This is a genomic window from Shewanella sp. BJSY2023SW007 (assembly GCF_047314525.1).
GTDB classification, from domain to species: Bacteria; Pseudomonadota; Gammaproteobacteria; order Enterobacterales; family Shewanellaceae; genus Shewanella; species Shewanella chilikensis.
This window is the reverse complement of sequence record NZ_JBKORL010000101.1, coordinates 1-23,087: the sequence shown is the minus strand read 5'-3', so window position 1 is coordinate 23,087 and position 23,087 is coordinate 1. Positions and strand designations below refer to the sequence as shown.

The 23,087-nt window shown below is 55.5% G+C and carries 16 protein-coding genes and 1 riboswitch; of the genes, 10 read left to right on the top strand and 6 right to left on the bottom strand.

Annotated features, from left to right (window positions below; translation table 11 throughout):
- Positions 1–4: 4 nt before the first annotated feature.
- The 3 genes from ACMHXE_RS18065 to ACMHXE_RS18055 form a co-directional block, all read right to left on the bottom strand.
- A complete protein-coding gene (locus tag ACMHXE_RS18065; RefSeq protein ID WP_373296779.1) occupies positions 5–760 on the bottom strand; it encodes an endonuclease in 756 nt (251 codons plus the stop codon).
- A gap of 95 nt (positions 761–855) precedes the next feature.
- The gene (locus ACMHXE_RS18060) at positions 856–1,425 is read right to left on the bottom strand and encodes a SprT family zinc-dependent metalloprotease (protein WP_109248598.1); all 570 of its coding nucleotides are present in this window, start codon (positions 1,423–1,425) and stop codon (positions 856–858) included.
- A 71-nt stretch (positions 1,426–1,496) separates the two neighbouring features.
- A complete protein-coding gene (locus ACMHXE_RS18055; protein WP_101052771.1) occupies positions 1,497–2,645 on the bottom strand; it encodes a hypothetical protein in 1,149 nt (382 codons plus the stop codon).
- 269 nt (positions 2,646–2,914) lie between these two features.
- Here ACMHXE_RS18055 and blaOXA point away from each other — a divergent pair, with 269 nt between their 5' ends.
- Positions 2,915–3,784, top strand: a complete 870-nt coding sequence (gene blaOXA, locus ACMHXE_RS18050; RefSeq protein WP_412496187.1) for an OXA-55 family carbapenem-hydrolyzing class D beta-lactamase — start codon at positions 2,915–2,917, stop codon at positions 3,782–3,784.
- A gap of 104 nt (positions 3,785–3,888) precedes the next feature.
- Here the strand turns inward: blaOXA and ACMHXE_RS18045 are convergent, their stop codons facing one another.
- Positions 3,889–4,800 carry a LysR family transcriptional regulator gene (locus tag ACMHXE_RS18045; protein ID WP_025008920.1) on the bottom strand — a complete coding sequence of 304 codons (912 nt, stop codon included), beginning with the start codon at positions 4,798–4,800 and terminating at the stop codon, positions 3,889–3,891.
- Positions 4,801–4,921: 121 nt separating this feature from the next.
- Between ACMHXE_RS18045 and ACMHXE_RS18040 the strand changes: the two genes are divergently transcribed.
- On the top strand, positions 4,922–9,475 hold the full coding sequence (locus tag ACMHXE_RS18040) for a biotin carboxylase N-terminal domain-containing protein (RefSeq protein WP_413732979.1): 4,554 nt from the start codon (positions 4,922–4,924) through the stop codon (positions 9,473–9,475).
- A gap of 396 nt (positions 9,476–9,871) precedes the next feature.
- Here ACMHXE_RS18040 and ACMHXE_RS18035 read toward each other — a convergent pair whose 3' ends face one another.
- Entirely contained in the window at positions 9,872–10,414 is a 543-nt protein-coding gene (locus ACMHXE_RS18035; RefSeq protein ID WP_224866062.1) for an outer membrane beta-barrel protein, read from the bottom strand.
- 678 nt (positions 10,415–11,092) lie between these two features.
- On the bottom strand, positions 11,093–14,812 hold the full coding sequence (gene metH / locus ACMHXE_RS18030; RefSeq protein WP_413732977.1) for a methionine synthase: 3,720 nt from the start codon (positions 14,810–14,812) through the stop codon (positions 11,093–11,095).
- Between the two features lie 241 nt (positions 14,813–15,053).
- On the opposite strand from metH, the gene ACMHXE_RS18025 reads away from it, so the two are divergent.
- The 8 genes from ACMHXE_RS18025 (at position 15,054) to cobO (ending at position 22,973) form a co-directional block, all read left to right on the top strand.
- Complete coding sequence (locus tag ACMHXE_RS18025) at positions 15,054–15,812, top strand: histidine phosphatase family protein (protein WP_413732975.1); 759 nt, start codon at positions 15,054–15,056, stop codon at positions 15,810–15,812.
- A 95-nt stretch (positions 15,813–15,907) separates the two neighbouring features.
- Positions 15,908–16,045, top strand: a riboswitch (cobalamin riboswitch).
- 98 nt (positions 16,046–16,143) lie between these two features.
- Complete coding sequence (locus ACMHXE_RS18020; RefSeq protein WP_335921878.1) at positions 16,144–17,085, top strand: ABC transporter ATP-binding protein; 942 nt, start codon at positions 16,144–16,146, stop codon at positions 17,083–17,085.
- Entirely contained in the window at positions 17,082–18,152 is a 1,071-nt protein-coding gene (locus ACMHXE_RS18015; RefSeq protein WP_224866068.1) for a FecCD family ABC transporter permease, read from the top strand. The genes ACMHXE_RS18020 and ACMHXE_RS18015 overlap by 4 nt, the downstream gene beginning before the upstream one ends.
- A 17-nt stretch (positions 18,153–18,169) precedes the next feature.
- Positions 18,170–19,234 carry a nicotinate-nucleotide--dimethylbenzimidazole phosphoribosyltransferase gene (cobT, locus tag ACMHXE_RS18010; RefSeq protein ID WP_224866070.1) on the top strand — a complete coding sequence of 355 codons (1,065 nt, stop codon included), beginning with the start codon at positions 18,170–18,172 and terminating at the stop codon, positions 19,232–19,234.
- Positions 19,234–20,010 (top strand): adenosylcobinamide-GDP ribazoletransferase, encoded by a 777-nt coding sequence (locus tag ACMHXE_RS18005; protein WP_101052783.1) that lies wholly within the window; start codon positions 19,234–19,236, stop codon positions 20,008–20,010. Before cobT ends, ACMHXE_RS18005 begins: the two co-directional genes overlap by 1 nt.
- Positions 20,007–20,603, top strand: a complete 597-nt coding sequence (gene cobU, locus ACMHXE_RS18000) for a bifunctional adenosylcobinamide kinase/adenosylcobinamide-phosphate guanylyltransferase (RefSeq protein WP_101052785.1) — start codon at positions 20,007–20,009, stop codon at positions 20,601–20,603. Before ACMHXE_RS18005 ends, cobU begins: the two co-directional genes overlap by 4 nt.
- 74 nt (positions 20,604–20,677) lie before the next feature.
- A complete protein-coding gene (locus ACMHXE_RS17995) occupies positions 20,678–22,369 on the top strand; it encodes a cobyric acid synthase (protein WP_413733023.1) in 1,692 nt (563 codons plus the stop codon).
- A complete protein-coding gene (gene cobO / locus ACMHXE_RS17990; protein ID WP_413732972.1) occupies positions 22,359–22,973 on the top strand; it encodes a cob(I)yrinic acid a,c-diamide adenosyltransferase in 615 nt (204 codons plus the stop codon). Before ACMHXE_RS17995 ends, cobO begins: the two co-directional genes overlap by 11 nt.
- Positions 22,974–23,087: the final 114 nt, after the last annotated feature.

Sequence of the window (23,087 nt, the reverse complement as noted above, 5' to 3'; positions counted from 1 at the left end):
AGGCTTAATGTGTTCTGCCACTGAAGGCACTTTGGCTGCAGGCAGCCTGCACCCATGGGTTGTGATTGCCCTGAGAGGCGGCAATCGCCTGATCTCGTTGGCATTCAATAGTATCAACTGGATAGCTTTTGTCCCAAGCCTTGAATAACTTTAATTGGCTGGAGGCTATCTTGAGCCCATAGGTTTGCTGCATATAAAGGTAGGTTCGGGCGATGCGGCCCCTTGCCTGCGCCGGTGGTTCTGCCTTACGGCCCTTGAAGTCGATGGTCATCTGACACTGGCCATATTGGTTTGGCTTGGCGTTCCACTGACTGAATCTGAAGTTGGATCTGTCGCCATTGACCTCACCCACGGCAGGCACCAGATTGTGCAGGTCGGCCTCCATGCGCTTAAAGGTTTCATCGTTACGGCTGCAGTTCTTGCGACCGCCGTTTTGCCAGCACAGCAACTGATGGCCAAACTCCCAGGCAGGTACTATGTGCTCCCATTCTATGCGGTTGGCGCGGGTTTGCTGTTTGCGGATTTGATAGCCGCAGCTTTCCAAGTCAGGCTGCCATTTCTTGCCTTCCATTTTGATGGCGCAGCCACAGTAGAAACTGACTGCCGGCAGGTTTTGGCTGTAGATAGTCCTGGCGCGTTTTTTGGCTTCGGAAAAACTGCTGGGATGGCTGGGCGATGCCAGCACAGAAGAGGCTGCCAAAAGCAGCGACAGGGCCACAAGCGGCCGCTGAAGGAATGAAATCACGCTGTTCCCTAAAATCATAACTAAGGATGCCGACAGCCGATACTTCAGGTGTCAGACTTAAAATTGTTGCTGCAGATAGTAAAAGAAGCCGCCAGGCTTGGCAACTTGGCTCAGGATGGCTGAGGGCTTAGCAGTTTGCCGCAGCGGCGGCATTGATATTTAGCCTGACCCCGCATGACCTTGTTGTGACGGCGGATGCTTAGTTCCACCTCGCCGCAGCCACACTGATAGGGTAGGGTCCTGGGTTTGACCGAACTGATATCCATCGAGTGAGTGGTACGCGGCGCCAGGCCATAAATCCGCCGCATCAAGCTCTGCCACTCCTTGCCATGAGGTCGGGTCTTGCCATGCAGTTGGAAACAGAGCAGGTGGCAAATCTCGTGTGGAACCACCTCATGGGTGAAGGTGTGCAGGTTTTGCTCCAGTAGCACTGGATTGAAGCGCAAGCGGTTCTCGGTTGGATGAGCGGTACCGGCGCTGCGGCCTCGCAGGGTAAAACTGACCGAAGGGCGCTTTAGCGCATGCCCCAGCGCGGCCTCCGCCTTGAGATAGCAAAGCTCTATTGCATCGAGTACAGCTAGCTGCGCTTCACTGTCGGCCGGTTGAGGTTGCGGCTCAGACACTTGATGGTATTCAGAAGTGCTGGCGCTTTTAAGGGTTCTGAACAACTGACTCAGCATGAGAAACTCGAATTGGCATGAATTGACGGCGAATAGACAGAGGCGCAACTGCGCCTCTGTTGAATCAGGGATTATAAACTTTTGGCCGCCGCTGTCAGCATGGCTTTGACCTGCTCGACAATTGCCGCTTCGGTATCGGCTTCAAAACCGGCAATGCTCGGGGTATGAATATGCCCGGTGGGAATACGGCTGCCGAGTTGGTTTTGCAGCAGGATAGCCCGGTAGGAGATCTCATTGGACAGGTAACCGCCGCCAGACCCCTCCACTGAAGTGCTGTTTTGCAGTTCGCTCAGGCTGCTTGCCTGAAACTCGCCACGGGAAAGGGTGCTGACAGTATGGTTGTCGTTGACCTTCCAGCGGTCGTTTATACTCTGCATGGCCGCTACCGGCAGGGAGAATTCGACAAACGCTGGGCCATTGAGGGTATCGTTTTCCAGCTTGGGGGGCAGAGGGCGCTGCTTACTGGCGCCGGTGAAAATATTGCGGTTGTCCGGAGCTTCGGCGCTGCGGTTGCGGCCCGGAAAGCGTTCCAGATCGAAGTCGCTGCGCCCCATACTGACAGTGACCACCATGTCGACACTATTGTCGCGATAAACCGGGGTCAACAGCGACTCTATGATGCCCTCATCAAAGTCGGCGAAACGTACCGGGATCATCACTGTCTCTATCTGTGCCTGACGGCCGTTAACCGAAAAGCGGTAACCATCCAATGCCAGGGCGACCAGACCTGAAGGGTTGCTCTGCTCTATATTGCGATCGAGAAAGAAGGGGTCGAATCCGGTTAGCAGTATCTTGATGCTGGCATCATCCTTAAAGTCGATATCGCTGAAACCTCGGGATGACTTTTCCACCGCCTTGGTCAGTATTTCTCTTTGCCAGGAGGCGATATTGAACTTGGGCGACTGTTTGCCCAGCTCTGCTCGCATCTGCAACCGGCTCCAGTAAAGGGAGCGGTCGTCGCTGTGACCCGACTGCACATCTCTGACCGCCTGTTGCCACAGGCGTTGCCCCTGGTGCGCCACCATCTGGGTAACCTTGAGCTCATCGGTATGTTGGCGGTATTTGGTTACCAGATCATCTGTCAATGCCTGATAGCGCTGGACCACTTGAGGCATTTTTTCGTTGGCGGCAGGCAGGCGATCCTCTTCGACACCGGCCTGAGCCGACAGAGAAACCAGAGTACCCGATAGCAGGGTTATGGCCAGGCTGGGCTTAAACATGGCAGTTCCTTTCGCTTATAGAGTTGTAAAGTTAGGGAAGGTGCGAATAAGTCCTCGTGGCGTTCTCTTTTGTAGAGAGTGGCTTGCACAGTCATTGGCTCTCTGCGTTATCCGACCTACCTCAAGTATGCAACACTCGCCAGCAACAGGAAAGCTATCTGTTGCCTTGCCAGATTGTTGCCACAATTGAGCAGGGCTTTGCCAGATAATTATTCATTCCAGGATTGTATGCTTGTTGCTTTGACCGCCGGGAATTAAAGGGGAATGAGATGAATAAAGGTTTGCACAGAAAGCGCCTGAGTAAGCGTTTGCTGCTGCCCATGTTGCTGTGTTTATTGGCTCAGCAAACGCAGGCAGTGGCAGCGGCGCAGACCAAGGTCAGTGAAGTCGGCTCTGAGGTCACGGTCGAGGGTTGGCAAGAGGTACACCGCTGGGACAAGTTGTTTGAATCTGCAGGTGTTAAAGGCTGTTTGCTGCTTTGGGATCAAAAGCGTTCTTTGGGGCTATCCAACAATCTAAGTCGCGCCGCCGAAGGCTTTATTCCTGCTTCTACCTTCAAGATCCCCTCCAGCCTGATTGCGTTGCAAACCGGGGCGGTGCGCGATGAAACCAGTCGTTTTAGCTGGGACGGAAAAGTTCGGGAAATTGCTGCCTGGAACCGGGATCAGAGTTTTCGCACCGCAATGAAGTACTCCGTGGTGCCTGTGTATCAGCAGCTGGCCAGGGAGATAGGCCCCAAAGTGATGGCAGCTATGGTGCGGCAACTGGAATATGGTAATCAGAATATCGGTGGCCAAGCGGACAGCTTCTGGCTCGACGGTCAACTTAGGATAACGGCGTTCCAACAAGTGGATTTTCTGCAGCAACTGCATGACAACAAGTTGCCTGTGTCTGAGCGCAGCCAGCGAATTGTCAAACAGATGATGCTGACCGAAGCGAGTACTGACTATATCATTCGCGCCAAGACAGGCTATGGTGTACAGCAAACGCCGGCCATAGGTTGGTGGGTCGGTTGGTTGGAGTTGGACGACAACACTGTCTATTTCGCCATTAATCTGGAGCTGACCTCCGCAAGCCAGTTACCGTTGCGCCAACAACTGGTGAAACAGGTGCTCAAGCAGGAACTGCTACTGCCTTGAGTATGGCAGGCTTGGAATATAGAGAGCCAAAAAATAAGTCAGAGAAGGCCAACTTGTGTGCTGTATTATTGATTCCTCGCCCTATTTTCATCTGCAAAGATTGGCTACATCATCAAAGATTGCAGCGATTCCTGACTGTTGAAGCGCTTGGTAAAGAAGTCCAGAAATACACTGATATTGGTCGCCAGTTGTCGACGGGAGGAATAGACGCCATAGACCTTGAAGGGCTCTATGGGCCACTCCTGCAGCAGCGGCACCAGGGCGCCACTGGCCAGTTCGTTCTTGCATACCGAATGGGACAACATGGCGATGCCAAAGTCATCCAGCGCCAGTTGCTTGACCATGATGGCACTGTTTACCCGAGTGCGGCGCCTGAAGCTGGCCATGGTTTTGCGGCTACCCTTGCCCAGCGGCCAGATGGGGGCCGAACGGGAGGTACCCAGCAAGATACCATCGTGGCGGGCCAGATCTCTCGGGGTTGCCGGCGTTCCTTTGGACTTGAGATAGCCGGGGCCTGCCACCAGAATCGGCTGACGTTCAAACAGGAGCCTGGCGACAAGATCCGAAGGCTGCAGTGGGCCATACTTGATGGCGATATCATAGCCTTCGCCTACCAAGCCCACATCGGCATCGGTAAACTGTACATCCAGTTCGACCCCCGGATAGAGACGCATAAAGCCGCTGCAGAGATTGGCGATTAACTCTTGGCTGAATGAAACCGGGATCGCAATCCGCAATGAACCGGAAACATCGTTATGGGTATTCTCGATTGTGGCTTTTGCCGCTTCCACTTCGTTGCAGATGCTGTCACAGTGTTGATAAAAGAGCGCGCCCACCTGAGTGAGGCTTATTGAGCGGGTATTTCGTTGCAGCAGACGGACCCCAAGCTGTTGTTCCAGTTGGGCGATTTTTCGGCTAATGGTAGACTTTGGCAGGCCGGTTTCACGGGCTGCCTGAGAGAAGCCTTCTGCTCTGACCACTGCTGCAAATAGGAGCATCCCATTCAAATCTGGCATGTTTTTATTACTGTCTCAAAAATGGAACATAGCGTCTAAGGCAGTTTAATGGCATTTGACGGGATAACAAAGGTATATTTACTGGCTAAAAAATTTCAGAGGCTTAGCAGAGGATCGATAGATGACCAGCAAGAAGCAGCCCGCAAACACGACTCAAGCCCAGACTCCGGATCCCCTGTTTTTGCAGGCGGAGCATTTGGCTAAGGATTTTTCGCTGTTCCCAGAGCACAGCAAACAGAGCCTTTCAGAAGAGATAAAGGGTCTGTTGGATGACGATGCCATCCAGAGTAACTTAAAGTCATTGGCGCAGTTGGATGTGGATGGCTATGTTGCCAAAGTTATCCAGCCTACCCAGGACAAGAACCGCCCAGGTGCCAAGCGAATCATTGCTGATCTGAAAGGCAAGATGATCGCCGAGAGCCACAACGGCCCATTCTACAGCGCCGAAATCGAGCTGAACTTTGGTGGTCGTAATCGCCGAATCGGTTTTATTGCCCAGGAGCGCACCACGGCCAACGGTGCCTGGATGCCAGAGCACCACCTGCAGGCCTGTGAGGCGATTCGTCATTTTGCCGAATTGTCCATGCCCATAGTTTACCTGATTGATACCCCAGGAGCCGATGCTGGTGAGGTGGCCAATAGCCATAACCAGGCGCATTCTATTTCCAAGGCGATTGCTGAAAGTGCCAACGTCGATGTACCGACTTTGGGGATAGTGATTGGCGCCGGTTATTCGGGCGGGGCTATTCCACTGGCGGCGGCCAATATACTGTTGTCGCTGCGCGATGGTATTTTCAACACCATTCAGCCTCAGGGCCTGCAGAGCATTGCCCGCAAGTACAACCTTTCATGGCAGGAGTGTGCCAAGTCTGTTGGCGTGTCCCCGGAAGAGCTCTACACCTCAGGTTGTATCGACGGCATTGTGGATTTCTCTCCTTATGATCGCGACGAGCGTCAGCACAATCTGCGCCGCGCCATCATCAGCGCCATCGAAGCCATTGAACGCGCCGCAGTGCAGTTTGTAAAAGAATCCGATGACCTGCGCGAACACTATGATCGCAGCCTTAAGCGTTTCCTCGAGCCTTCCAAAAGCCTCAAGGCGTTGGAATCCAACTCGGAAATGTCGGTTGCCATCAGCCCGACCATGCACCTTAACCTGTTCGGCAGCGCCTACCGTTATCTGCGTTATTTGACTCTGCGTAGCCGTATTCACTCCATCTCCATGGATCAGTATGGTCGCTTGTCCAAGGTGAGTGTGCCGGAAGGGGATCTGTTGGCCAGGATCCAGAAGGAGCAGGAGAAGGTGTTCCAGGCTTGGCTGTCCAGCCCGGACAAGCTGGTTTACGACGAAGAACTCAACAAGCTGTGGAGTAACTTCATCTCCAAGCGTGATGATGTTTCCACCGAGCGCAACATGCTGACCCGTCTGATCCTGGGTGAGCCGAAAGAGAACTACAAGAAGGCCCGTAAGGCGCTGCTGTTCAACATTGGTTGGTCTTTGTATCACCGTTGGAAGAGTAATGCGGCCAACAACTTCAAGGGGCTTATCCACTATCTGGAAACTCTGCCGGCAGAAGTGACTCAGGCGCCTTGGCCTGAACTGAACCAACTGACAGTACTGGATGTCGTGGTCAATGAAGAGCTGCGTGAAGACTTTATTTGGCAGTGCTACAACATCCTGATCTTTAACGCGCTGTACGACAATGTCGTGGGTAACCTGGCCTCTATCGCCAAGGAAGCCATGATGGCCAAGAGCCTGTCGCGTCAGTCTGTTGATGGCTTGCTGCACAAGTCTATCGACCGGGCGATTTCCACTCAGGATACCGCCAACGACAAGAGCAAGTTCTACAAGTGGCTGAAGTATTTCATGTCACAGTCCAACCGCGCCGAACTGCTGACCAAGACAGAGCAGTGGAAGAGTGTAGGTTTCCCACAGCTGAACGATTCGTTGTTCGTGATCTTGACTTACTTCTTTGAACGTCTGCTGCCGGAATACTTCGACAGCGAAGAGGATAAGGGCAAGTACACAGGTGCCATCAACCCGGTGCGTATCGGTCGTCGTAAGGACTTCTGGAACCGTTTGACCATGGGTTACCAGGATCTGCTGATCCAGAAGGTGCTGCGTGACGAGAAGAAAGCCGGCAATATGACCTGGGAAAATATCATCGCCAAGTTCTTCAAGAACTTCGATGAGATCAATGGCGACAAGATGTCGGCCAACCTGCTCAACTTCCCGGGCTTCCGTCTCTCTATTGAAGATGCGCTCGACAAGGGCATTCGCCCCTGTGGTTTGATCACGGGTCTGGCGGACTTTGAACATGGCGGCAAGGCGCTGCGTGTCGGGGTTGCCGTATCCAACACCGCCTTCCAGGCCGGTGCTTTCGATATGGCCAGTGCCGAGAAGTTCTCTGCGCTGCTTATTGAGTGTGCCAAGCGCAGGCTGCCGGTGATCTGCTTTATCAGCTCCGGCGGTATGCAGACCAAAGAAGGGGCTGCTGCGCTGTTCTCCATGGCCGTGGTAAACGACCGTATTACCCGTTTCGTGCGTGACAACGAACTGCCTGTGCTGATGTTCGGTTTCGGTGACTGTACCGGTGGAGCGCAGGCATCCTTCGTGACTCACCCTCTGGTGCAGACTTATTATCTGTCCGGTACCAATATGCCGTTTGCCGGTCAGATGGTGGTACCAGCTTACCTGCCATCCACTTCGACTCTGTCCAACTACCTGTCCAAGGTGCCCGGAGCGATGAATGGCCTGGTCAACAACCCATTCAGCACTCAACTTGATGAACAGCTCAAGAGCATAGATCCTCTGATGCCTATGCCAAGCGCCGAGATAGGTGATGTGCTGACCAACGCGCTGTCGACTCTGGTGGTTGAAGTAGAAGAGGTCAGCGAAGAGATAGTTCAGGACGATCCTCGTGCCCTGATGAAGCCTATCGACAAGGTGCTGGTACACGCCCGAGGCTGTACAGCGGTGAAACTGATCCGCAAGGCGCACGACAATGGCATCAATGTGGTACTGGTGGCGTCCGATCCTGATATGACGTCGGTTCCTGCCGACATGCTCAAGGAAAACGACAAGCTGGTTTGTCTCGGTGGTAACACTTCCGACGAGTCCTACCTGAACGCTTACTCAGTGCTGAAAGTGGCCGAGTATGAGCAGGTAGACGCGTTGCACCCAGGTATCGGCTTCCTGTCGGAAAGCCCACAATTCGCCGCCTTGTGTGTGAACAACGGCGTGAACTTTGTTGGCCCAAGTGTGCATTCGATGACAACCATGGGTAACAAGTCCAACGCCATCAAGACCTCTCAGGCGCAGAATGTGCCCGTGGTACCAGGCTCTCACGGTATTCTGACCAACGCCGAGCAAGCGGTTAACGTGGCCAACGAAATCGGCTACCCAGTGCTGCTCAAAGCGGTACAAGGTGGTGGCGGTAAGGGTATCCAAGTGGTTAAGCGCCCTGAGGATATGATTGGCCTGTTCCAGAAAACCTCCACGGAAGCGGCTGCCGCCTTTGGTAACGGTGATCTGTACCTGGAAAAATATGTGACTTCACTGCGTCACATTGAAGTTCAGCTGCTGCGTGACAAGTTCGGCAACACCAAGGTACTGGGTCTGCGTGACTGCTCGGTGCAGCGTAACAACCAGAAGGTGATTGAAGAGTCCGGTTCCACCATGCTGCCTGAAGAACTCAAGCAGAGAGTGATGGAATACACCCGTGCTCTGGGTGATGCCACCGACTATATGGGCGCAGGTACCGTTGAGTTCATCTATAACCTGGATGCCAACGAAGTCTACTTTATGGAGATGAATACCCGTCTGCAGGTAGAGCACCCGGTAACCGAAGCGACTTCCGGTATTGATATCGTCAGCGCGCAATTCGATGTGGCAGCCGGTCGCTCCATTGAAGATCTGCAGCCGCAGGAAATCGGCTATGCGATGGAAGTGCGGGTGACAGCCGAGAAGGCAGCTCTGGATAGCCAGGGCATACTGCAGCTGGTGCCAAACCCGGGTCTTATCACTGAGTGCGTGATGCCAGAGCGCGATGATGTGGAAATCATCTCTATCGCGGCCGATGGCAAAGAAGTATCGCCATACTACGACAGCCTGATTGCCCAGATCATCATCCGCGGTGACAGCCGGGACGATGTGATTGCCAAGATGTATGACTATCTGGATCAGGTGGTCATCAAGGGTATCGCCACCAACATCCCGCTGCTGAAGCGGATCCTGGCCGACGAGACCTTCCGTGAAGGCGTGTATGACACCAACTATCTGCCGCGTCTGATGGCTGAGCTGGATATCCCAGCCCTGATCGCCGAAATGGAAGCCGCCGCCGAAACTCAAGGTGTGGATACTGAATCGCTGCGTGTGGGTGAGTCCAACGAGCTCAAGGTGTTGGCTCAGGGCGCGGGTATCTTCTATACCTCTCCGGCACCGGGCGAAGCCGACTTCGTCAAGGAAGGCGACATAGTGACTGTCGATCAGACGTTGGCACTGACCGAAGCGATGAAGATGTTCTCTCAGGTGACACTGGCAGGCTTCAACCGCAAGGGTGCCGAGTTGTATCCAGAGGATAAGAAATATCGCATTGAGCGGATCCTCAACAGCAATGGCCAACAGGTCTCCCAAGGCGATCTGCTGTTTGTAGTTTCCCCAGTGGAAGACTGAGGTTACTGATAGTCAGCTCAGGTAAAGCGTGAATTATTAGCCTGAGCGTTTGCAGTTTTATTTATAGAGTTAAAAATCCGGTGGCTAACAGTCATCGGATTTTTTTATTTAATTTTCAGCGATATACATAATCGCATCCGGCCTTACTGAAAGCTTGTTTCCATCCGCTTGCTTTCCATCAATCTATTTGCTGCTGGTTTAAGCTCCTATCTGTGGGGCATAGGCATTAAGTAACAACCAATGTGATAAAAATCAACATGATAAAAAAAATGCCAGTCGCCCTAAAGCTGACTGGCACTTGCCAAATGGTCAATAATTGATGAATGAAGAAGAATGAGTTTAAAATTCCCGGGTACTTAAACTATCAGTACCCTTTGAAAACCATGTCAATACAGTTTAGAACTTGTAATCCAAGGTCAAATACACTTGCTGGCTGTCATTAATTTCGATGCCGTTCTTTTCATAGTCCTGGGCCAGGTAACGATAGCCAAGGTCTGAGGAGAAATGTTCACTCCATTTGTACTGGACACCGACTTGACCACCCCAGACGAAATCAGTTGAAGATTTGCCGGCAATCTTGTTGTCATTGGCGCCCATACTGACACCGGCGAACAGATTGACATCTTTATGTACCGGTAACAGGTAATCATAGGATACCAGCCAGCTGTACTGCTCCTGTTTGTAGTTGTTGGCGGCAACGCTGAACTTATCTTCCATGTAACCAAAAGTACCGGTAATACGGTGTTGCTGTTCAATCAGCATACCTATACGTGCCTGATAGCTCATATCTTCGGTGTCTTTATTGACTACGCCCTCAATTTCATCAGCCTGGTAGCCCAGGCCTGCCCCGGCGAAGTACTCTATTTCGACTGCTTGTGCACTGCTACATACCAATGCTGCTCCTGCAGCCATCATCATTATTTTGTTCAGTTTCATCATAGACTCCTAAGACTGCTAAGTCGTTTTATCAGAATGTTTATCGGGTTGATGAGTCATACTTTAAGGTAAGTTAAGCGCTTGCAGAAGCCTGCAACTGTGTGTCTCTTTGTCTCAAAAAATAGAACAATAAGAGCCTTGTCACAGAGATAGCTTCAGATCTTGTGTGATAACTATGAGGGGAGGGGAAGATGCAGGAATTACCGTTATAAAAGCCTATATCTGATTGATTATGCTATATATTTAAAAATGGCTAAGTTGGAATTATTAGGCAAGTTGTGAACAAGTCCTATATGTGCACCGCGTCAGTTTACCGGCTTGGATGTAAGGCGTTACTAGCCGTTGATGGCCCAAGCATATCTCTATAATTTTATTATTTAACAGCTGGTTAGGTTTTTATTGGCGATTTGGGGAGTGCATGTTTTTATCCTTCCTGAACCTAAGCTGACTCATTGCCAATTATCCTGCAGGATATCAAACTCCGCTGATATAGATGCTGATGTTTTCGCGGCCTTTACACCAGTCATCAGGACGAAAGCCCAGAGGGCTGTGATTGGAGACAATAACGGATTTTGGGGAGCGCTTGTTTTAAAGCGGAACAATGGTCAGCAATCAGGGGCTCTGATGGGAAAAGATGAGAGCCCCTGAACGGCTCAGTTGTTCGCTTAAGAGCCTGTCAGATCACTCAGGATCATAATCCAACACAGGGGCCAGCCACTTCTCGGCTTCGGCCACAGTCATCCCTTTGCGGCGGGCGTAGTCTTCCACCTGATCTCGGCCTATGTTGCTTACCCCAAAATAGCGTGATTGCGGGTGCGCAAAGTACCAGCCGCTGACCGCTGCCGTGGGGTACATGGCAAAGCTCTCGGTAATCTTGAGGTCGATACACTCATCTGGCTTAAGAAGCTGCCAAAGCAGACCTTTTTCCGTGTGGTCCGGGCAGGCAGGGTAGCCGGGAGCCGGGCGTATGCCCTTGTACTTTTCACGAATAAGCGCCTCGTTATCCAGGTTTTCTTCGCTGGCATAACCCCAGAACTCCTTACGCACCCGCTCGTGCATCCGCTCGGCGAAGGCTTCGGCCAGGCGGTCGGCCAGACACTTGAGCATGATGGCGCTGTAGTCATCGTGGGCCGCCTCGAAACGGGCAATATGGGCATCGATGCCATGGCCGGCGGTGACCGCAAATCCCCCCATATAGTCGGCCACGCCGCTCTCTTTGGGAGCAACAAAGTCAGAGAGACAGAAGTTGTGGTTGCCCACCCGCTCCAGCTGCATCCGTAGATGATGGGTGGTCAGCAACACTTGGCTGCGAGAGTCATCTGTGTAGATCTCGATATCATCGAAGTTGACGCTGTTGGCGGGAAAGAGGCCGATAACGCCCTTGGCGGTGAGCCACTTCTCTTGGATGATTTGCTCCAGCATCGCCTTGCCGTCGGCATAGACTTTACGAGCCTCAGTACCGACGACTTCATCATCCAGTATTTGCGGGAAATGACCGTGCAACTCCCAGGCGCGGAAAAACGGCGTCCAGTCGATGCGCTCGAGTAAGTCCTCCAGCGGATAGTCGTCAAACACCTGGATCCCCGGGGTGTTGGGCTTCACTGCTTGGTAGTTGGCCCAGTCGTGGCTGCAGCGGTTATCCCGTGCGACCTGCAAGGGCACTATCTGCTTGCGTTTGGTCTGCGACAGACGCTTTTGGCGCATCATTTCATATTCGCGATAGGTTTCGTCTATGGTGGCCTGGCGGGTTTCATTGTTGATGAGCTTGCTGACCATGGGCACGGCGCGCGATGCATCGGCGATATAGATGGCGCCGTGGGGGTAATGGGGCGCTATCTTCACTGCGGTATGGATCTTGGAGCAGGTGGCACCACCGATAATCGCCGGCAGGGTCAGACCTTCGCGCTCGAAGGTTTTAACGTTGTGCACCATCTCATCCAGGCTCGGGGTAATGAGCCCGGACATGCCTATGATGTCGACCTTCTCGGCCTTGGCAACTTCGATGATTTTCTCCACCGGCACCATGACACCGAGATCTATCACTTCATAGCCGTTACAGGCCAGCACCACCCCGACTATGTTCTTGCCTATGTCGTGAACATCGCCCTTGACCGTGACCATCAGCACCTTACCGTTGCTCTGGCCTTCGACTTTTTCGGCTTCGATATAGGGGTTGAGATAGGCGACCGCCTTTTTCATCACCCGGGCGGACTTGACCACCTGCGGCAAAAACATCTTACCGGCGCCAAAGAGATCGCCCACCACGTTCATGCCGTCCATCAGCGGGCCTTCAATCACATCCAGCGGCCGCCTGGCCTGCAGACGCGCTTCTTCTGTGTCGACATCTATGTATTCGGTGATCCCTTTCACCAGCGCGTGTTCCAGGCGTTTGTTGACCGGCAACTTGCGCCATTCGAGATCTTCTTTCTTGCCTGCGCCGCCCGGGCCACCGCGATACTTCTCGGCGACCTCGAGCAGCTGCTCTGTGTTACTGGAGTTGGCAACCGGGCACGGCAGGTTGAGCACCACGGCCTCTACCTTCTGCTTCAGCTCAGGGTCGATATCATCATAGATGGCCAACTGACCGGCGTTGACTATGCCCATATCCATACCCGCCTTGATGGCGTGATAGAGGAATACGGCATGAATGGCTTCCCGCACCGGGTTGTTGCCGCGGAAGGAGAAAGAAACGTTGGACACCCCGCCGGAAATCATCGCATGGGGCAGGTTGGCCTTGATATCTTCAATGGCGCCGATAAAGTCCACCGCATAGTTATCGTGCTCCTCTATGCCGGTGGCGATGGCGAAGATATTGGGGTCGAAGATAATATCTTCCGGCGGGAAGCCCACCTTATCCACCAGCACCCGGTAGGCGCGGGTACAGATTTCGGTTTTGCGCTCCCGGGTGTCGGCCTGGCCTTGTTCATCAAAGGCCATGATGATGGCGGCGGCGCCGTAGCGCTTCACCAGTTTGGCCTGTTCAATAAACTTGGCCTCGCCCTCTTTGAGGGAGATGGAGTTGACTATTCCCTTGCCCTGAATGCACTTGAGCCCGGCCTCAATCACCTCCCACTTGGAGGAGTCGATCATCACAGGCACCTTGCTGATATCCGGCTCGGAGGCGATAAGGTTGAGGAATTTCTGCATCATCTCGACCCCGTCGAGCATGCCCTCATCCATGTTGATATCTATGATCTGGGCGCCGTTTTCCACCTGGTCACGGGCCACCTCCAGCGCGGTTTCGTACTGGCCTTCTTTGATTAACTTGAGAAACCGGGCCGAGCCGGTGACATTGGTGCGCTCGCCCACATTCACAAACAGGCTGCTTGCATCTATGGTCAGGGGTTCCAGTCCGGAGAGGCGACATGCCACCGGCAGCTCAGGCAGCGGCCTTGGTGCATGAAGGCTAACGGCTTCAGAAATCGCCTTGATATGCGCAGGCGTGGTGCCGCAGCAGCCGCCGACAATATTGAGCAGTCCCTCTTCGGCCCAGGGGCCTATCACGCTTGCCATCTCCGCCGGAGTCTCGTCATAGCCGCCGAATTCATTGGGCAGACCGGCATTGGGATGCGCCGAGACAAAGCACTCGCTGATACGGGAAAGCTCCTCGACATAGGGCCGCAGTTCTTTCGGGCCCAGGGCGCAGTTGAGGCCTATGCTCAGCGGCTTGATATGTCTGAGAGAATGGTAAAAGGCCTCTGTGGTTTGCCCTGTCAGGGTGCGGCCCGAGGCATCGGTAATGGTGCCGGAAATCATCACCGGCAATCTTTGGTCCAGTTTCTCGAACACATTTTCGATGGCAAACAGCGCCGCCTTGGCATTGAGGGTATCGAAGATGGTTTCCACCAGAATGATGTCGGCGCCACCGGCGATCAGCGCCTCGGTGGATTCGCTGTAGGCCAACACAAGATCGTCGAAATGTATGTTGCGAAAACCGGGGTCATTCACATCCGGGCTGATGGAACAGGTGCGGTTGGTGGGGCCGAGCACCCCGGCCACATAGCGGGGAATACCGCTGGCGGCAGCCACTTCATCGGCCACTTCTCGGGCGATTCTGGCGCCTTGGTAATTGATCTCCGCCGCCAGGCTCTGCATCTCGTAGTCGGCCATGGCAATGGTGGTGGCGTTGAAGGTGTTGGTTTCTATGATGTCGGCACCGGCCAGCAGGTATTCCCTGTGAATGGTCTTGATGATCTCGCTCTGGGTCAGTACCAGCAGATCATTGTTGCCTTTGACATCGCAATGCCAATCTTTGAAGCGCTCGCCGCGGTAATCGGCTTCTTCCAGCTTGTAGTCCTGGATCATGGTGCCCATGGCGCCATCTAAAATCAGGATCCGCTCTTTGAGGGTCTGTTTGAGCTTGAGCTCTGTCTGGCTTTGGGAGTGCTGTGAAGTCGCCATAGGGTTACCTTTCATACCTGTCTTATTGCTGTTTTACATTCGCGGCGCTTGGCATCCGCGACATCATCTCTGCCGACCTGACGCCCGGGACACTATCTGGCATGATAGCCAAAGGCGTGTGTGGGCGCGGAAAGTTATTTTGGACATTTATACGTATAGACGTCCATAATATACGGATTCCGGCGGCCTGCGGCAAGGTTAAATTGGTCCGGTAACCACCGGACTCTGATGGGAGAAGTGTGTGGCTGAACATAGGCAACTGAATATCTATCTGCTGCGGCACGGCGAATGTGAAGGCGGTGAGATTATCCGCGGCCGCAGTGATGTGGCCCTGAGCGATGAGGGCAAAGCGCAGATGTGGCGCAGCTGGCGGGCTATTAGCAGTGCGCTGGAGCAGTTGCCGAGTGCGCCCCAAAGCTTGGCGCTGCTGAGCTCCCCGGCCCAGCGTTGCCAGGCCTTTGCCGCCGAGCTCAAGGCCGATATGCCTGATTATTTCCCGGCGCCGCTGCAGCAGCATGACTGGCTCTGGGAGCTGGACTTCGGTGACTGGGACGGCATGAAGGTGGCGAGTGTCTATCAACAGCATAGCGAGGCGGCCAAAGCCTTCTGGCGTGACCCCGTGGCCAATACTCCGCCGGGCGGGGAATCGCTGCCAGCCTTTCGTAGCCGGGTGTTGGATGGCTGGCAGACTATGGTGCAGCGCTGGCTTGCTAGAGAGGCTAATTCTTCCGAAAGCTCTGGTTCAAAAGGCTCTGTTTCAGGAGATTCTGGTTCTTCAGCAAGCGCAGATGCGGCGCTGATCCTGACTCACAGCGGGGTTATCCGGCTGCTGTTGGCCGAGATTTTGCTGCCGGGGCAAATGCCGCCTGCGGCAGTGTTCAACGCCTTGGAGCTACCTTATGCGGCCTGGGTCAGAATAACCCTCTATGCCAGCCGTGATGCCAGCGGTGAAAGTGACCAAGAATGGCAGTGTTTCAGCAAGCTCCACTGGCCGCAATAGTGCGGAGCAAGCGTCCGGTGGTGATTGTGCTGCGCTATTGCGCCAGGCAATTGTGCCGAGCGATAAAACCGGGATAATAACCCCAAATGGCCGCCAAGTGCGGCAGCAGCCAGGGTGTTGGCACCTTTGCAGGTGAACCAACCCAGGGAACCGGGAAAGCCCGGACTGTGCCCGCAACTGTGAGTCGCCGTTGGCGACGAGTCAGGAGACCTGCCCAGGCTGATAAACCAAACCAGAAACCCGGGCGGGTAAACCGGGGGAGCGAATAGATGATTCTTCCACTGCAGCCTGAGCCTTCTGCCGGTCACAGGCTCAATGTCGGGGGGCGGTTATGAGCCTGGCACTCAAGGTGCAACAGCTTAGCTGGCTTCCCGGTGGTCACAGCGTATTGGCCGATGTGGGTTTTGAGCTGCCATGTGGCAAGATGCTCGGGCTCATAGGCCCCAATGGAGCCGGTAAGTCGAGCCTGCTGCGCTGCCTCTATCGTTATATCCGCCCGGACAGCGGCCAGATCCAGCTGTTTGGGCAGGATATCAATAGCTTGTCAGCCAAAGCCTTCGCCAAAGAGGTGGCCGTGGTGCTGCAGGATACCCCGGCCCAACTGGCACTGGATCTGACTCAATTAGTGGCCATGGGACTGACTCCCCACAAGGGGTTGTTTGATATGCCATCGGCGACCGACAATGCCCAGGTGCAGGCGGCATTGGCGCAGGTCGGGTTGCAGCACAAGGCCGCAGAGCCTTTCGCGCAGCTTTCCGGCGGTGAGAAGCAAAGGGCCTTGATTGCCCGCGCCATAGTGCAGCGCCCCAAGCTTTTGATCCTGGACGAGCCCACCAATCATCTGGATATCCGCTATCAGATCCAGATCCTCGAGCTGGTGCGCAGCCTGGGGGTCACGGTGATCGCCTCGATTCACGATCTCAATCTGGCCTCGGCCCTGTGTGACGAACTCTTGCTGCTGGATAACGGCCGCTGTATTGCCCACGGCTCGCCCCAGAGCGTATTGACCGAAGACAGAATTGCCGGTGTCTTCGGTGTTTGCTGCCAGGTGGGGACGCATCCGCAGTTGGGACGGCCGCTGATCCACTACTTTTACGGCTATCAGTCGCCAGAGCCTGGTCACGGCAAGGCTCTAAGCTCGGCGGCGCTCGCCAGTGGCGAGGTTCACGGCGCTGCGATAGTCGAGCCAATGGCAGGGCCTGCCTCGGCCGAAACCTGTGTTGCTCACAAGGAAACTGACCGGCGCCCAGGCTCGGTGGGAGGTGGCGCATGAATGCTTCCGTGGCCGCACCGGGGCGCTCGCTTATCGGCTGGTTTCTCAGGCCCTTGCCCAGACTTTACTGGTGCTGGCTGCTGTTGCTGCTCGGCACTGTGTTGACACCCTTGGCCGCCGCCGGTTTTGGCGCCGCCGATATCAGCCTCTTCGATGTGGCAAGAGTGATTGGCAAACACCTGCTGGGAGTGGGTGAGCCTTCTGCCATCAGCGAGCGTATCGTCTGGGATCTGCGCCTGCCGCGTATCTTGCTGGCCTTTATCGCCGGTAGCGGTCTGGCACTGTCGGGTTATGTATTGCAGGCGGTGACCCGCAACCCGCTGGCAGATCCTTACCTGTTCGGTATCAGCTCGGGCGCCAGCTTCGGCGCCGTGGTCTCGGTCGCCCTGGCGACCGGCCTTGGGCTGAGTTCGGCCATCTCCGGGGTATCGCTGCCGCTGGGAGCCTTTATCGGTGCCAGTTTGGCTGTGCTCATGGTACTGCTGCTCGCGGGCAGGAATATCGGCAACCAGATAGAGAGAATGTTGCTCTCCGGGGTCGCCATCTCCTTTATGTTCAGTGCCCTCACCAGCTTGATCTTGTATTTTTCCACCCCGCAGGCCACTACCTCTTTGCTGTTTTGGAGCCTGGGCAGTTTTGCCCGTGCCAGTTGGGATGGGCTTGCACTGCCCACTCTGGTGGTGCTGGCGGCCTTGCTGGTGATCCTGGCCTTCAAGCGCCAGGTGCTGGCGATGCTTGCCGGTGATGAAACCGCCCACACTCTGGGAATCAGGGTGCAAAGGCTCAGGGTTTCCATGCTGCTGTTATGCTCGCTTATTACCGCCACTTTGGTGGCCCACTGCGGCGGGATAGGTTTTGTGGGGCTGATGGTGCCTCATATTGTCAGGTTGTTGCTGCCGGGGCAGCATCCCATGGTGCTGACGGCACTGGCGGGCGGCCTGTTTATGGTTTGGGTCGATGTGCTGGCTCGCAGCATACTGCCCACCCAAGAGCTGCCGGTGGGGGTGATCACCTCGGCCATCGGCAGTCTGTTTTTCCTGATGGTGCTGCGTAAACGCGGCCAATAACGATAAGAGAGGGAAGGATGTACCAGGTTGCAGCAATCAATCACGCGCTGGATGACGCGATTCAGGCCCGCATAGACAACAAGACCAAACCCCTGGGCGCTTTGGGTGAGCTGGAGGCTTTGGCGCTGCAATTGGGGCGCATTCAGCTCGGTTCCGCCACTGATGAGTTGGTCATCCGCCGCCCCGTGATGCTGGTGTTTGCCGCCGACCATGGTATTGCCGCGGCCGGGGTGTCGATTGCTCCCAGCGAGGTGACCACCCAAATGGTGCTCAACTTTGTTGCCGGCGGCGCCGCCATCAATGTGTTTTGTCGCCAGACCGGCTTCGAGCTGGAGGTGATTGACTGCGGCATTCTCAGCCCCTTGGGGATCCCCGAGGTTACAGAGCAGCGTCTGGGCGCCGGTACCGGGCCTATCCACAAACGCGCCGCCATGACTCTGGGCGCTGTGCATCAAGGGTTTGCCATGGCGCGCACCTTGGTAAAACGCCATATCGATGCCGGCAGCAACCTGCTGGCGCTGGGGGAGATGGGAATAGGCAACACCTCTTCTGCCGCCGCCGTGATGGCCGCCCTGACCGGCCTTCCTGTGAGTGAATGTGTCGGCCGCGGCACCGGCATAGATGTCGCGACGCTTAAGCGCAAATGCCTGCTGATAGAGCAGGCACTGCTGCTGCACCACTGCGAGCTGACCGAGCCGCTCAGTATCCTCGCCTGCCTCGGAGGCTTTGAAATAGTGCAGATGACTGGGACCATGTTGGCGGCGGCCGAATTTGGCGTGCCCGTGCTGGTGGACGGTTTTATCGCGTCGACAGCGGCGCTGGCGGCTGTGCGTTTGGCGCCGGGGGTGAGGGATTATCTTATTTTTGCCCATGAGTCTGAAGAGCGCGGCCACAAGTTGCTGCTCGATGCCATGTCCGCCAAGCCTTTGCTGCGGCTTGGGCTCAGGTTGGGCGAAGGCTCGGGCGCGGCGCTGGCGCTGCCTTTGGTGCAGGCGGCGGCCAACTTCTACAACCAGATGGCCAGCTTTGGTGAAGCCGGGGTCGACAAGGTGGTAGAGCCAGCTACCCAAGAGGTGCTCTGATGGGATTCTGGCTCGGGCAGCTGCGGCTGTTTTTGATCGCAATAGGTTTTTTCACCCGTATTCCTGTGCCCAGCGCCCTGACGGTGGATAGCGACAGCCTCAACAAGGCCAGCCGCTACTTTGGCCTGGTGGGCGTGGTGGTGGGTTTGATCTCCGCCTTGGTGTTACTGCTGGCCGCCGGCATATTGCCAAGCTCCATCGCCATAGTGCTGGCGATGATTAGCAGTGTGCTGGTTACCGGCGGTTTTCATGAAGATGGCCTGGCCGACACCGCCGATGGTTTCGGCGGCGGTTGGCGGGTAGAAGACAAACTGAAAATCATGAAAGACAGCCGCCTTGGCAGCTATGGCGCCTTGGCATTGGTGTTGGTGTTGCTGCTCAAGTACCAGTTACTGCTGGAGTTGGCACTTTACGACATCAACCAGGCGGCGCTGGCCCTGGTATTGGCGCACTGTGTCAGCCGGGTGACGGCGGCCAGCATTATCTTCAGCGAAACCTATGTTCGCGACGAGGGCAAGAGCAAACCTCTGGCGCAGCAGCAGGGGCTCAATGAGCTGGGTATTTTGCTGCTGACTGGAATTGTGCTGACGGCAGTGCTGTCCACCACGCTGCTGTTCTGGCTACTGCCGACCATGTTGTTACTGCGTTGGGCCCTGGTGTTCTGGTTCCGGCGCCAGATTGGCGGTTACACCGGCGATACCCTGGGAGCGGCGCAGCAGGTGAGTGAGCTGGCGGTTTATATGCTGTTGCTGGCATTGGGGGGCAGCCCGGCATGATCCATCTTATTCTGGGTGGTGCCCGCAGCGGCAAGAGTGGTTACGCCGAGCGGCAACTGGCCGACTTGTGCCCGGCCAATGTCCGCCCCTGGTATCTGGCAACGGCCGAGGCCGCCGATGAGGAGATGGCCCGGCGTATCGCCCACCATCAAACTGCGCGCCAAGGCGGCAGCCTCGAATGGCAGTTGGCCGAGGTGCCGCTCGATTTGGCCAAGGCGCTTGTGCAGCGCTCAGGCTCTGGAGCGCCGGTATTGGTAGACTGCCTGACGCTTTGGCTCAGTAACCAGCTCTGCTTTGGTGCCGATATGGCTAGCGAACGCGCGGCCTTGCTGCAGGCGGTAGCCGAGTTTGACGGCGATCTGCTGTTGGTGAGCAACGAAGTCGGCTCCGGCATAGTGCCGCTTGGGGAGCTGAGTCGGCGTTTTGTCGATGAGGCCGGTTGGCTCAATCAGGCGCTGGCCGCCAAGGCCGACAGAGTCACTCTGGTTGTCGCCGGTTTACCGCTGGCGTTAAAGCCTGTGAACTCTGATAGCAGTGGCTCCCTGGGCTTGAGCGCTTCGGGTACAAGCCCGGATCAGCGGGGTAAGGTGTGAGTAATCCAGTACCCCATAATGGCGCAGAACTTAAAGCTGAATTTTCGGCTCTGGCCCGGCCTGGCCGCAGCCTTATGGTGCAGGGCACCACTTCGGATGCCGGTAAGAGCACCTTGGTAGCCGGACTCTGCCGGGTGTTTCATAGTCATGGTCAGCGGGTGGCGCCCTTCAAGCCGCAAAATATGGCGCTCAACAGCGCCGTCACCCGGGATGGCGGTGAAATTGGCCGGGCCCAGGCGCTGCAGGCGGTGGCCGCCGGTCTTGAGCCGAGAATCGATTTCAACCCGGTATTGCTTAAACCCAGCTCGGATACCAAGGCGCAGGTGATTATTCAGGGCAAGGCGCTGACCAGCCTGGAAGCGGCCGCCTTTTTCGGCCCCGAGAGTCGTGACTATAAAGCCGCTGCCATGCAGGCGGTGTTGGCATCCTGGCACAGGTTGCAGCAGGAGTTTGACTGGCTGCTGATAGAAGGCGCCGGTAGCCCGGCCGAAATCAACTTGCGCCAGGGCGATATTGCCAATATGGGCTTTGCCGAAACGGTGGACTGCCCGGTGATCCTCATCGCCGATATCGACAAGGGCGGGGTATTTGCCCACCTGGTCGGTACCTTGGCCCTGCTGTCCGAGAGTGAGCAAGCTAGGGTAAAGGGCTTTGTGATCAATCGTTTTCGCGGTGATATCTCATTGTTGCAGTCCGGGCTGGATTGGCTAGAGGCTTACACCGGCAAGCCGGTATTGGGCGTATTGCCCTACCTCGATGCCCTGCATCTGGACGCCGAAGATGCGCTGGTGCAAACAACTGCTCAGTCTCAGGGGGCTGCTACCGAGCAGCCGGTAACAGCTCAATCAGCACGAGCTCAATCTGAAACAACTCAATCTGAAAGAACTGGGACGCGACTGCGAGTCGGCGTCTTGGTGTACCCCAGGATCAGCAACCATACCGACTTTGACCCGCTGCGGCTGCATCCGGATATCGAGTTTTGTTATATAGGGCCGACTCATCAGGGCGAACTTCCAGGGCTGGATCTCCTGCTGTTGCCCGGCAGCAAGAATGTGCGCGCCGACCTGGCTTTTATCCGCCAACAGGGCTGGGATAAGGGCATAGCTCGCCATCTGCGCTATGGCGGCAAGCTTATCGGTATCTGCGGCGGCTTTCAGATGCTGGGGCATAGCATTGCCGACCCCTTGGGGCTGGAAGACTTGCCCGGTACCAGCCAAGGGCTGGGATATCTGCCGCTCACTACCGAGCTGCAAGCCGAAAAACAGCTGCTCAATGTCAGCGGTACCCTGAGGCTTGGGCAATCATCGGCATCAGTCTCCGGCTATGAGATCCACTGCGGAGCATCGCGGATCCCGGACCAATGCACCCAGCCACTGTTGCTTAATGAGCGAGGCAGTGACGCCAACAGCGTCAGCGCCACTGAGCCGGCAAAAATCACTGAGCCCGCAAAAATCACTAAGCCAGCAAAAACCACTAAGCTTGCAAAAATCACAGTACCTGCACAAATCGCAGCAGTCCGCAGCGAAGGCCTGCTGTCGGAGGATAATCAAATTCTCGGCAGTTATTTGCACGGCCTGTTTGACAGCCCTGAAGCCTGTGAGCTGCTGCTCGCCTGGGCCGGGATGACGGCGTCACAGGGCCATGCCGTGGATATCAATCAGCAGCGCCAGCAACAGCTGGATCGTTTGGCCGATGTGCTGGAGCAACATCTGGATTTCAATAAAATAATCAACATATTCAAAGAGGAAGACCAGGGTGACCGATAATAATCAAACCGATATCAAGGCAGAGCGTCATAAGCAGCGGCAGCAGAAAGTAAAAGCGGCGGTGGATGCCAAAATCGCGGCCGCCACCGAAGAGAAGGGCATACTCCTGGTCGTGACAGGTAACGGCAAGGGCAAGTCCACCTCCGGCTTTGGCACTCTGGCCCGTGCGGTCGGTCATGGCAAGCAGGGCGCCGTAGTGCAGTTTATCAAGGGCACCTGGGAGTGCGGTGAGCGCAAGCTACTGGAAGGCGCCGGGGTCAAGTTCGAAGTCATGGGCACAGGCTTTACCTGGGACACCCAGGACAAAGCCAAGGATATCGCCGCCGCCGAAAAGGCCTGGACGGCCGCCGAAAAATGGCTTCAGGATGCCAGCATAGACATACTCCTGCTCGATGAACTCACCTACATGGTCAGTTACCATTATCTGGATCTGCAGCGAGTGATAAATGCGTTGCAAAATCGTCCCCCCATGCAGCATGTGATCATCACCGGCCGCAACTGCCACAGGCAACTGATTGAATTGGCAGATACTGTCAGTGAGGTGAATAGCGTGAAGCATGCGTTTGAGGCGGGGATTAAAGCGCAGCCTGGTTTCGACTACTGATATTTCTTCTATTTCTTCCTGTTTGCGACCGTGGCGTTATTGTCTGCGTCGGCTCCCCCAATCACATACTCATTGTATGCTCATGGGCTGAGCTTCCTTGACGGCTTAGCCACA